The organism is Sorangium sp. So ce302 (genome assembly GCF_051530145.1).
Lineage (GTDB): Bacteria > Myxococcota_A > Polyangia > Polyangiales > Polyangiaceae > Sorangium > Sorangium cellulosum_B.
Window position 1 is genome coordinate 4,602,463 of sequence record NZ_CP150326.1, and the last position, 11,918, is coordinate 4,614,380.

9 protein-coding genes are annotated in these 11,918 nt (G+C 71.9%); 5 read left to right on the forward strand and 4 right to left on the reverse strand.

Annotated features, from left to right (window positions below; translation table 11 throughout):
- Window positions 1-13 precede the first annotated feature (13 nt).
- Window positions 14-1,090, reverse strand: coding sequence for a glycosyltransferase family protein (locus tag WME73_RS17495; protein ID WP_437746577.1), 1,077 nt, complete (start codon window positions 1,088-1,090; stop codon window positions 14-16).
- A gap of 69 nt (window positions 1,091-1,159) precedes the next feature.
- Between WME73_RS17495 and WME73_RS17500 the strand changes: the two genes are divergently transcribed.
- A complete protein-coding gene (locus tag WME73_RS17500) occupies window positions 1,160-2,209 on the forward strand; it encodes a hypothetical protein (RefSeq protein ID WP_437916405.1) in 1,050 nt (349 codons plus the stop codon).
- A 283-nt stretch (window positions 2,210-2,492) separates the two neighbouring features.
- On the opposite strand, the gene WME73_RS17505 is transcribed toward WME73_RS17500, so the two are convergent.
- The 3 genes from WME73_RS17505 to WME73_RS17515 are packed head-to-tail and all read right to left on the reverse strand — an operon-like array spanning window position 2,493 to window position 6,159.
- On the reverse strand, window positions 2,493-3,608 hold the full coding sequence (locus tag WME73_RS17505; RefSeq protein WP_437916406.1) for an ABC transporter permease: 1,116 nt from the start codon (window positions 3,606-3,608) through the stop codon (window positions 2,493-2,495).
- Complete coding sequence (locus tag WME73_RS17510; protein ID WP_437747992.1) at window positions 3,605-5,107, reverse strand: sugar ABC transporter ATP-binding protein; 1,503 nt, start codon at window positions 5,105-5,107, stop codon at window positions 3,605-3,607. Before WME73_RS17510 ends, WME73_RS17505 begins: the two co-directional genes overlap by 4 nt.
- Window positions 5,108-5,139: 32 nt before the next feature.
- Complete coding sequence (locus tag WME73_RS17515; protein WP_437916407.1) at window positions 5,140-6,159, reverse strand: sugar-binding protein; 1,020 nt, start codon at window positions 6,157-6,159, stop codon at window positions 5,140-5,142.
- Window positions 6,160-6,722: 563 nt separating this feature from the next.
- Here WME73_RS17515 and WME73_RS17520 point away from each other — a divergent pair.
- The 4 genes from WME73_RS17520 to WME73_RS17535 all read left to right on the forward strand — a co-directional run bounded on the left by WME73_RS17520 (window position 6,723) and on the right by WME73_RS17535 (window position 11,749).
- Window positions 6,723-8,024 (forward strand): DUF1566 domain-containing protein, encoded by a 1,302-nt coding sequence (locus WME73_RS17520; RefSeq protein ID WP_437916408.1) that lies wholly within the window; start codon window positions 6,723-6,725, stop codon window positions 8,022-8,024.
- A gap of 839 nt (window positions 8,025-8,863) precedes the next feature.
- Window positions 8,864-9,595: a hypothetical protein gene (locus WME73_RS17525; RefSeq protein ID WP_437916409.1), complete on the forward strand. Its 732-nt coding sequence runs from the start codon at window positions 8,864-8,866 to the stop codon at window positions 9,593-9,595.
- A gap of 64 nt (window positions 9,596-9,659) precedes the next feature.
- Window positions 9,660-10,691, forward strand: a complete 1,032-nt coding sequence (locus WME73_RS17530; RefSeq protein WP_437916410.1) for a DUF2169 family type VI secretion system accessory protein — start codon at window positions 9,660-9,662, stop codon at window positions 10,689-10,691.
- Window positions 10,688-11,749, forward strand: coding sequence for a beta-ketoacyl synthase N-terminal-like domain-containing protein (locus WME73_RS17535; RefSeq protein WP_437746584.1), 1,062 nt, complete (start codon window positions 10,688-10,690; stop codon window positions 11,747-11,749). The genes WME73_RS17530 and WME73_RS17535 overlap by 4 nt, the downstream gene beginning before the upstream one ends.
- Window positions 11,750-11,918 lie beyond the last annotated feature (169 nt).

Genomic DNA, 11,918 nt, shown 5'->3' on the forward strand with positions numbered 1-11,918 from the left:
CCGGCCGCCGCGCTCAGAGCACGCCGGCGTGCGCGCGATCGAGCAGGCCGTCCATCACCTCGAACAGCTGCCGGTTGCCGTCCTGGGAGTAGCCCGCGAGCTTCTCTTCACAGGCCGGGATGGCCTTCACGAAATCCGCGACGACGGCCGGGTCGTCCAGCGAATCGGCGCCGCGGCCGAACCCCTCGCGCTCGAGGTAGCGGGCGTTGAGCACCTGCTCGAACTGGCGGCCGAGGGGGACGGCGAGCATCGGCTTGCGCAGGTAGACCGCCTCCCCCATCAGCGTGAACCCGCCGCCGGCGATGACGGCGCGGCACGACGCGAGGTCGTCGATGAAGCCCTCCTCGCTGAAGGGGCGGTAGCGGAGGTTGCCCTCGACCTGCTCCTCCGTGATGTTCCGGCGCATCCCGTAGATGCGGCACTCGAGCCCGGTCTTCGCGAGCGTCGCCGACAGCGCGTCGTTCCCCTCGGCGGTCTGGTAGACGAGCAGGTGCTCCCCGGGGCGGCGGTTCGCGGCGATGATCTCGGGGCGGAGGATCGGCGGCACCAGCGTCGTCTCCTGCTTGCGGACCGGCGGGCGGAAGAACGTGGCGATGACGTAATGGTTGCAGAACGGCAGCTTGCTCTTCACGAACGCGCGCGTGAGCTGGAACCCCGCCTCGTGGCCGGCGAGGATCTCCGCGTCGTGGGTGCACCGGTTGATGATCTGCATGTTGTCGACCGAGAGGATCGGCAGCCGGTGGAGCTTGGCGTAGAGGTACGTCCACGACTCGAAGTCGCTGACGGTGAGCTCGGGGCGAAAGTCCTTGATGAGCTCGAAGTACGCGGCGATGTTCTTCGGCGTGCCCGTCGCGCCGGAGAGCACGTTGGACCAGAGCGTCTTGCCGCGCCGGACCCGGTTCTCCTCGTAGATCATGTGGAGCCCGTGGATGCGGTTCACCCCCGCGAAGCGCCTGGACAGGAAGTCGGTCGCCCTGCCCGACGCCATGATCTCGAGCTCGTGTCCCTGCGCGAGCAGGTGTTCGATCACGACGCGCGAGCGCATGGCGTGCCCCATCCCTTCGCCGACGACGCCATAGAGGATCTTCATGACGCGCGAGTGTAGCGGGGGCCTTGGGGCGTTCGGAAGGAAACGGCGGCGCAGCGGCGCGGGCGGCCCGTGCGGCGGCCGAGCGCAGGCGGCGCCGCGGCGCGGGCGGCGGGCGTGACGCCCCGGCGCCGGATCTGGAGCGAGCTGCTGCCGCTCGAGGTGGTGCGGGCGCCCGGGACGCTCGCGCTGCTGCGGCGGTATGCGCTGGAGCTCTCGATCGCGGTGCGGCCGGAGACCGCGCCGGGGCTGCCGGATCTCGTGGCGGCGTGCGCGGACGCGGGGGTGGCGGTCGCGGTGTGGCCGATGATCGCGGACGAGGACGGGCGCTGGGCGAGCGCCGGCAACGCGGCGGCGTTCGGCGCGTTCGTCGCGCGGCTGCTGGACGCGCTCGACGCGCGGCGCCTGGCCGCGGCCGAGGTCGTGTTCGATCTCGAGCCGCCGATCGAGGCGGTGCGGCGGGCGCTCGCAGGGGGGCGCGGCGCGCTCGATCTGCTCGGCGGTGGGCCGCGGGGAGCGCGAGGGAGCCCGCGGTGGAGCGATTCGCAGCGCGCGTACGTGGAGCTGGCGGGCGCGGTGCACGCGCGCGGGGTGGCGACCTCGGCCGCGATCGTGCCGCTCGTCTTGACCGACGGGCCGGCGCGCGGCTGGGAGCGGCTGCTCGGGACGCCCGTGTCCGCGCCGCCGTGGGGGCGCGTCGGCGCGATGCTGTACACGTCGTTGATCGCGGGGTATTCGCGCGGCGCGCTCGGCCGGGAGGACGCGCTCGCGCTGCTCGCCTGGGGGTGCCGCGCCGCCGCCCGGCGGTTCGGTCCGAGGGCGGGCGCCTCGCTGGGCGCCGTGGGCAAAGGCGCGCTCGGCGACGAGCCAGTCTACCGCTCGGTCGCCGAGCTCCGCGAGGACGTGGCCGCCGCGGAGGCGGCCGGCGTCCCGGATCTCTCGCTGTTCGACCTCGGCGGGGTGCTGGCGCGGCCGCCGGCCGAGGCCTGGCTCGAGGCGTTTGTCGCGCCGCCGGCCGAGGTGAGGTTGCCGCGGGAGACGCTGCGGGCGCGCGGCGTGATCGCGGCCGCCGCGCTCGTGGGTCGGGCGGCGGGCTATGCTCGCCGGCTCACCTCGCCGTGACGGCGATCACCCGTGGTGTGACTTGCCCTGGCCGCGGTAGCGCTTCCAGTGATGTCGCTTGTTCTTGTTCTTCGGCCTGCTGTTGCCGGACAGGCCGATAGACGTCTTCTTCGTGTGTACTGACATGGACCCGTCATGGCGCCGAGACGGGGCGGGCGACAGGGGTCACGAGCTCCGGCGCCGCTCGGGCCGGACCGCCGGGCTGAGGAGGCAACGACTTCCCTGAGGGTCAGGGCGGGGCGCTCCTGGCGACATGGCGGTTCGTCCCCCATCGCCGGAAAGCTCAGACGCTCTCGCGATCGGGCGCTCTCGCGGCAGGCGGCTCCGCTGCGCTCACCGCCACGGCCGCCTGCAGGCTCGGCGCCGCCTCGGCGGCGCCCGCGGAGGCATGCCGGATGCGCCGTTTCGTCTGCACGATGTGCACGATCTGGTCGAGGATCACGGCGACGAGGATCACGGCGCCGATGATGATGAAGGTCCAGTTCGGGTCCAGGCGCCAGATGCGTTGGATGCGGTCAGCGTCCTCGTACGGCAGCTGAAACATGTTGATGCCGTTGTCGATGACGCGCATCACCGCGGAGCCGATGATGATGCCGAGCACCGTGCCTTCACCCCCGCGAAGCGAGCAGCCGCCGAGCACGGCCGCGGCGATCGCGTACATCTCGTACGCGATGCCGACCTGCTGCGACATCTGCCCGATGTACGACGCGTAACAGACGCCGGCCACGCCGCCGAGGCCCGCCGAGATCACATAGGTAGACGTCTCCACCCGCTTTACGTTGATGCCGGAGTACTCGGCCGCGTCGCGATTGCCGCCGATCGCGTAAACGTAACGGCCGAACACCGTGAAGTGCAGCGCGTAGGCCGCCACGCCGCTCACGGCGAGGAACATCAGCAGCGGATACGGGACGAGCGCGTCGCTCCCGCTCTTGAGCAGCCCGCCGTTCGCGAGGGCGAGCAGCGGCGAGCCACCGAGGCTCAGCGTGCCCCCCCCGGCGATGGTCTGCGAGACGCCGCGCAAGAACAACATGCCGCCGAGCGTGACGATGAACGGCTGCAGCTTGAGCCGCGTGATCAAGAGGCCCTGGCCGAGACCGAACAGCAGCGCCACGCCGAGCGCCACCGGAATGCCGATCCACAACGGGTAACCCAGGCCGCCGAGCTGGGTCGACGAGAGCTTGGCGATGAGGACGCCCGTCAGGCCGATCACGGACCCGATCGACAGATCGATGCCGCCGGCGATGATGACGAACCCGATGCCGATCGCGAAGATCCCGAGCATCGAGATCTGCCGCAGGGTGTTGATCGAGTTCGACTGCCCGAGAAAATCCGGGTTCGAGATGTAGAGGCCCAGACACATCACGACGAGCGCGATGGTCATCCCAAGCTCGCGCCTCACGACAGATCCTCCTTGTCGGCGTGGCCCGTCATCAAGGTCGCGATCCGCTCCTGGCTGAGCCGTTCCCGCGGCAATACGCCCTTGATGCGCCGCTCGTGCATGACGGCGACGCGATCGCTCATTCCGATGATCTCTTCCATGTCCGAGCTGACCATCAAGATCGTGATGCCTTCATCCGCGAGGGCGGTCATGTGGCGGTAGATCTCGGCTTTGGCGCCGACGTCGATGCCCCGCGTCGGCTCGTCCAGGATGAGCACGCGCGGGTTCATGGCCAGCCATTTCCCGAGCACCACCTTCTGCTGGTTTCCGCCGGAGAGGTTCACGACGGGCTGACGGATGCCGGGCGTCTTCGTCCTCAAGCGCTCCACCTCCGATTCGGCGACCCGGCGCTCCGTCTCCCTGTTCAGGAAGCCCCAGCGGCTGTAGTTGCCGATGTCGGGCAGGGAGGTGTTCTCTGCGACGCTGAGCGGCAGTACGAGGCCGTGGCGCTTGCGATCCTCCGGCGCGAGGTAGACGCCGCGGTCGATGGCGTCCCTGGGTTTTCGAGGAGCAAACTCCTTGCCTTCGAGCGTCATGCGTCCCCCGAGCGCCGGCGTGACCCCGAAGATCGTCTGCATGAGCTCCGTGCGGCCCGAGCCGACCAGGCCGGCGAAGCCGAGGATCTCCCCGCGTCCGGCCGAAAAGGAGATCTGCGCGGGCGCGCCGGGCACGACGAGCCCTTCGACCACCAGCACGGGCTCGGTCGATGTACGGGGCCGTCTCTCCGGGAAGTAGTGCGCGCTGAGCTCGCGGCCCACCATCATGGAGACGATCCGTTCGCGCGTCGCTCCCGCGCGCGTGAGGTCCCCGACGTGGCGGCCGTCGCGCAGGACCGTCACCCGGTCCGCCAGCGTCATGACCTCTTCCATGCGGTGCGAGATGTAGACGATGCCGATGCCGTCCGCCCGGAGCTTGCGGATGATCCCGAAGAGATGCTCGGACTCACCGCTCGTGAGCGACGAGGTCGGCTCGTCCATGATGAGGATGCGCGCGCTCAGGGCGAGCGCCTTGGCGATCTCGACCATCTGCATCTGACCGGCGGTCAACGCGGACACCGGGGTCGAGGGCGAGAGCCGCAAGCCCACGCGCAGGAGCAGCTCCCTGGCGCGGGCGGCCATGTCGCCCTTCGGCAGCGGACGGAGGAGCAGCCCTGTCGCGCCGCCTTCGTTGCCGAGGAAGATGTTGGCCGCGATGTCCAGGTTCGGCGCCAGCATCAGCTCCTGATGGATGAGCGCGATGCCGAGGCGCTTGGCGGCGCGCACGCTCTCGATGGCGACGTTCTTCCCGTCGATGCGGATCTCGCCTTCGTCGGGTTGCAGGGCGCCCCCGAGGATCTTCATGAGCGTGCTCTTGCCCGCGCCGTTCTCGCCCATGAGGGCCAGCACCTCGCCCGGCTTCAGCGAGAGAGAGACGCCCTGGAGCGCGACCACGCCGGCAAACCGCTTGGTGATCGCGCGCATCGCGAGCAGATCCGGAGCGGACGCTGTCACGCTCACTTCTTCATTTCGGCGAGCTGCTGTTTGAAGGTCGCCACGTTGGTCTTTTCGATCACGTCGATGCCGGTGTCGATGCTCTTGTTGGCCGGGATCTGCCCCATCGCCGTGCCGGGCTTGACCGAGAGCTCATGCGCCCACTTGCTCGCCAGGTAACCGAACTGAAACGGCTTCTGGACGACCGTGGCCGAGATCGTGCCGTTCTCGATGGCCGTGAGCGTCTCCTCTTCCTCGTCGAACACCGCCGCGAGGACCTTGCCCTTCTTCCCGAGCGCCTCGATGGCCGCCGCGATGGCGGGGCCGTTGTAGGACCACAGGCCTGCGACGAGCTTCAGGTCCGGGTGCGCGTTGATGATGTCCTCCACGTTGGAGCGCGCCTTCGCGCGATCGGTGTTGTCCTCGCGCTTGTCGACGATCTCGATGTTCTTGCCGGCGATCGCGTCCTGGATGCCTTGCAGGCGCTGCTTCGCGTTGTCCGCGGAGAGCGTGCCGACGAACACGGCCATCTTGCCGCCCTCCGGGAGGAGCTTCACGATGTGGGCGCCGAGCGCCTTGCCGGCCTCGTGGTTGTTGGTGCCGATGTAGAGCAGTCGGCTCGACGCCGGGGCGTCCGAGTCGAACGTGATGAGCTTGCTCTTCTCGGCCACCTTGTTGAGCACCGGGACCTGATCGGCCGGCGCGATGGCGCTCACGGCGATGGCGTCGTAGCCCTGACTCGAAAGGTTCTCGAGGATCTGGTTCTGCTCCTCCGTGGTGCCGTTCGACGGCATCTTCACGTCGACCTGGACCTTGCTTTCTTGCTCGTATTTCCGGACGCCCGCCTGGGCGATCTTCCAGAACTCGGACGCGTTGTTGGTGACGAAGGCGAGCTTGACGATCTTCGGCTTCGAGCCGCCGCCCTCGGCTGGCGCGGCGGCCGGCCCCTCGCTCTTCTCGTTGCACCCCGTCATCGCGAGCAGCGCCAACAGGAAGGGCGCCACGGCCGCCCAACCCTTGCCCCAGGACTTCGTCTCTTTCACGGCTGGTCTCCTTGCTGATTCACTCTCAAGAACGTGTCGACATCACGCGTGGCGTCGCCCTTACCCGGCCGTTGTCCCCGTGATCTGCCGCAAAGCTGGCGGCGCGTTCTTCCCACAGTGCGCCCCGGTGGCTGGGGTCTACCCTCCGCGTCCCTGGAGGCCGAACCACTCCTCGATCTCTACCATCGGAATGGATCTGGAGGACAAAGGACGCCCGCGGGAATGCACTGTGAACGTTCACATTTTCGGTGTCAACTACGATCGGTGGGTGCTCTGCGCGCGGAACGTCACGGGTTAAGGCTGATCGAAGAATTGTCAGGGCACGGGAACGCGCGGTCGCCCGGTGCGTTCAGGGGCGTTGCGCCTGCCGAAGGCGCGCAGGGTCTGCGACTCAGCACATCGAGCACGCGCTGAGATGACGGCGCTGGGCGATTTCTGTCGACTGGCAGGAAGTTGCCGTTCTTCCGGTACGTGCTTTGGCGACCCTCGCGCAGCGTGTGATAGGTTGGTGCGGTTCGAACATATTTGTCTTGCGGCATTGGCTTGAGCGCGCGGAGGTGCCTGTGAATCGAAGCAAGCGGTGGGTCGTCGACGCGACCTGGGTGATGTCCGTCACCGCGGCGCGTGCCCGGACGGGGGTCGCGCTCGGCGTGGTGCTCGCGGCCGCGGCGTGCGGCCAGGAGGGCGGCGACCGCGACGCGATCGCGGGGAGCGGCGGGTGGGGGACGGGCGGCGCGCTCGCGACAGGCGGAGCCTCGGAGACGGGCGCCGGGGTCGGCGGCGCGGAGAGCACCGCGAGCGGCGGCGCGCCGGGGGACGGCGGAGCAGGCGGGGAGGGCGACGGCGCGGAGAGCACCGCGGGCGGCGGCGCGCCGGGGGACGGCGGAGCGGCCGGGGAGGGCGGTGGCCCGGGCAGCGGGGGCGCGGGCGGAGCGCCCGAACGATGCAGCAGGGCCGCGGCCTGCAGGACGCACAAGTGGGCGTGCTGGCCCATGCCCAACCCGGCGGGCAGCGGCCTGCCCAACCCCGCGAGTTATACCGATGTGGGGGGCGGCGTGGTGCGCGACGAGGTCACATGTCTCGAATGGCAAGAGACCCCTCCTTCCGAGGCGTACACGTGGGAGCAGGCGATCGGCTATTGCGACGACCTGACGCTCGGCGGGTTCTCCGACTGGCGCCTTCCGACGCGCATCGAGATGACGTCGATCGTCGACTTCACCCGGAGCCCGGCCATCGACAGGGGCGCGTTCCCGGGGGCGCGCGGGGGCTTCCACAAGACGTCGTCCGACTGGATCCTCACCATCCGGCAGGCCGGCGCCGGCGCGGGGCGCGACTATGCCTGGGCCTTCAACCTGAGCGACGGGATCGTCAGCAACGCCTACTCCAAGGCGACCGCGGCGAGCCTGCGCTGCGTGCGAGGCAACGGCGAGGGCGAGGCGCCGAGCAGCCCGGCCGTGGCCCCGCCCGACCAGTACGCCGTCGTGTCGCCCGGCGAGGTGATGGACATGTACACAGGCCTCGTCTGGCAGCAGGGGTATTCGCCGGCCACGCTCGCCTGGACCGAGGCGGAGAGCTACTGCGCGACGCTCGATCTCAACGGCCACACGTGGCGCCTGCCCAGCATCCGGGAGCTCGCGACGCTGGTCGACGAGGCGCAGGTGGCGCCGTCGATCAACCGCGCGATGTTCCCCGACACGCAGTACGGCGCCCGCAGCAACGACTGGTACTGGAGCTCCCACGCGGCCGCGGGGAACGCCTCGGCGGCCTGGGCGCTCAACTTCGACGATGGCTTCACCGGGTTCAACGCCGGAGAGAGCGGCAAGTGGAACCATTTCACGGCCGCGTGGGTGAAGTGCGTGCGCTGAGGGCGTGGCCGCGGCCGTCGCGCTCCGCCCGGGGAGAGCGCGGCGGCGACGGCGGGCGCCGCCGCGCCTCGTTTCGGTGGCGCGCTGCCGCCGGCGTCGGATAGCGTGGCTCGGGTGAGCCCGAGCACGCCGCCGGCGCGCCCTCGCCTCGCCGCCCACGTGCTCGCGCGGCGCCACCTGGTCGGCGAGGAGGAGCGCGTCATCCTCCACGATGCCCGCACCGGGCAGCTGCTCCAGCTCGGCCCACGGGAGTGGGTCCTGCTCTCCGCGGCCGACGGGACGCGCGACGTGGAGGGCATCGTCATCGCGGCGGCCCGCGAGGGCGCACACGCGCGTGTGCCCGCGGCGCAGGCGTTCTTCGCAGAGCTCCACGCCGCGGGGCTGCTGGGAGCGGATGACGCCGGCGAGGACGCGGGGCCCTGGAGCGCCGCGGCGCCCGCGGCGCCCGCGCTCGACCCGGGGGAGCGCGATCCCCGCGAGCGCCCGCTGGAGGTGCTGCCCGACTTCAGCCTGCACTGCGACGGCCGCGGGAGCTGCTGCCGGATCTACGCCTCGATCCTCTTCGATCCCGAGGAGGCCGCGCGGGCGCGGGCATTGCGCCCCGACGTGCTGAGCGGGGGCGCGCGCCACGAGCGGGTCTTCACGCCGGAGCGCGGGACGTGGCCGTGCGCGGCCTCCGTCGTGGCGATGCGGGACGGCCGGTGCGCCTACCTCGAGGGCGAGGGGCGCTGCTCGCTCCACGCGAAGGGCGGGCCCGAGGCCAAGCCGCTCGGGTGCCGCACCTTCCCGACCAGCTTCGTCGACGACGGCGAGTCGGTGCGCGTCTCGGTCGCCGTGGAGTGCGCCTGCGTGCTGCCAGCGCGGGCCGCCCCGGCGGCGCGCCGCTGCTCGATCCGCGGCTCGTCACGCGGGGAGATCTGGACGAGCGCATCGATGTCGCCCGGCTGCCGGACCGCGCGCAGGTGGCGCCCGGCGCGACCGCCTCCCGCGCCGAGGTCGTCGCCTGGTCGCGGCGCCTCGCCGCGGCAACGCCCCCGCCCGACGTCGCCGCGGGCCTCTTCTCGCTCGCCGCCGCGCTCGAGGTCGAGGGCCTCGCCGAGGGGGCGATCGCGCGCTTCGAGCGGCCCGATCCGCTGGATCCGGCGGCGATCGCGCCCTGGCTCGCCGCGCTCCATGGCCGCGCGGCGCGGCGGGCGCGCGAGGACGCCGCATGGCGGAGCGAGCGGGACCTCGCCCGGAGGGCCACGCGGTGGATCGCGGACGCGACCCTGGCGCTCGGCGAGCCCGACCTGCTCGGCGCGCTGCTCCTCTCGCCCGTGCCCGCGCCCGACCGGGAGCGCTTCACCCTCCGCGCGGCCTTGCATGGCCACCGCCTGCTCGGGGCGCTGCCGCTCTCGCTGGCGCTCCGCGATCGCGCCGTGCGGCTCGTCGTGGCCCGGGCGCTGCCGGCGGTCGTCGCCGGGGAGGGCGCGGACGACCCGGCCTGCGCCGAGCCGATCGCGCTCGTGGAGGCGGCGCTGCGCGGCCACGGCCTCGACGCGTACGCCGCCGAGGCGGCCATGGCCGGGTGATCGCGCGCGCCTCCGTCGAACTCGGAGAGACATCGCCTCCGATCCTGTCGATAATGCGCCCGCGATGAGCCAGCCCCCGCTCGACAACAAGACGGACTTCGCCGCGCACCCACAGCTGCTCGTCGACCGGGACGGCGAGCAGCTGGTCACGATCGTCAAGGCGAGCTTCGAGCTCCAGGGCGACGGCAGCCTCGAGCTCGCGCCCCCCGAGCGCACGCGCGGGGTCCGCCTCGCCGACCTGCCCTGGGAGGAGAAGAAGCCCGAGAGCGTCGCGTACCCCGCCGACGTCTGCCTGTTCAAGCCGGCGACCGACGTGATCTTCGTGGCCACGGCGTACGCGCCGAACGGCAAGGCCGTGCCTTCCTTCGACGTGCGCGTCGAGGTGGGCCCGCTCAGAAAATCGCTCGTCGTGTTCGGCAAGCGGCTCTGGGTGGACAAGGGCGCCGCCCTCACCGCGCCGGCGCCCATCGAGCAGATCGACATGCGCTACGACCACGCCTGGGGCGGGCGGGACGACGACGATCCCGCGGCGCCCCTCGAGGAGCCGCGCAACCCGATCGGCACGGGCGTCACGCGCGCGCCGGCCTCGCTCACCCACCAGCCGGCGCCGGCCATCGAGGACCCCTCGTACCCGATCCGGACCGCGAAGACCGCGCCGCCGCCCGCGGGGATCGGGGCCGTCGGCCGGCACTGGGAGCCGCGCCGCGCGTATGCAGGGACGTACGACGCCGCGTGGCGGGAGAACCGCGCGCCGCTCCTGCCCGAGGACTTCGACCACCGCTTCAACCTCTGCGCCTCGCCGGGCCTCATCGCGGATCCGCCGCTCGCGGGCGGCGAGCCGGTGCGGGCGCTCAACCTCACGCCCGAGGGGGCGCTCAGCTTCGAGCTCCCGAAGGTGCAGGTCGAGATCGAGTTCCACGTGAAGGATCGCGCGCCGGTCGCCTTCGCGCCGCACCTCGACACCGTGCTCGTCGACCTCTACGCCACCGGCCCGCAGAAGCCGGTGGCCGTCGAGATGGTCTGGCGCGCGCACGTCAAGGCGCCCCGGCGGATGAAGGACGCGCGCGTGATCGTGCGCGAGCGGGGGCGAGCGTGAGGCCCCTCGCCGTCATGGTGGCCGCGGGCGCGGTCACGCCCGTCGGGCTGCGCTCGATCGACACCGCGTTCTCCCACCGCGCCTCGGCCGCGGCGATGCGCGAGTCGCCGCTCGTGGACGGGCAGGGCGAGCCCGTCACGATGTGCTTCCTGCCCACGCTCGATCCGCGGGTCACGGGCGCGGCGCGCGCCGTCCTGCTCGCGGAGCGCGCGCTCGGCGAGGCGCTCGAGAAGCTCGGCCCCGCGGCGCGGGGGCTGCGCATGCAGATGGGCCTGTGCCTCGACGAGCACCTCGGGCAGCGGCCGCCGGGCGGCGAGGCCCCGGCGCAGCGGGTCGCCGCCGAGCTCGCCGCGCGGGCGCAGTCGTACGGGGGCGCGCCGGAGATCGCGGTCAAGGTCTCGACGCGCGGCCCCGCCGCGCCGGGGTTCTTGCTGCCGGAGCTGTGCGACGCGCTCGCGCGAGGCACGATCGACGCGGCGCTGCTCGGCGGCGTGCACACCGACTACGACCCCGCGCGCATCGCCGCGCTCGACGCCGCGGGCCGGCTCTTCCGGCCGGACAACCTCGACGCCCTCGTCCCCGGCGAGTGCGCGGCCTTCGTGGTCCTCGCGCGCCCCGACGTCGCGCGGCGCGCGCTCCTCCGCGAGCTCGGGCAGATCGTCGGCCTCTCCACCGCGCACGAGCGGGCCCGCCCGGACAACGACGAGTCCGCGTTCCAGGCCACGGGCCTCACCGCCGCGCTCCGCGCCGCGCTCGCGCCGCTCGCCGAGCGCGGGCTGCGCGCGGGCTGGGTGCTCACCGACATCACCTTCGAGACCTTCCGCCATTTCGAGCTCCAGGCCGCGTCGGTGCGCACGCAGCAGCTCTTCTGCGATCCGCAGCAGCTGGAGTGCCCCGCCCAGCGGATCGGGGCGCTCGGCGCCGCGGCCATGCCGCTGCACCTCGCGATCGCGTCGGAGGCGTTCGCGCGGGGCTTCGCGCCGCACCCGTGTGCGGTCTCCCTCGCCGGGAGCGACGGCGGGGAGCGCGCGGCGATGGTGGTCGTGGCGCCGGGGTGACGGCGCAACACGGCGCACCATGTCCAGGTGCAGCCACCGAACGGGACGACCGCCGAACTGTGGCGCCCACGAGGGATGCGGCGGTGGTGGGGTACTTTGGCTGAAGGTGGGGTCATTTGAACCGCCAAGTCGCCATAAGACGCCAAGATTTTAGAGGATTTCTTCGCGT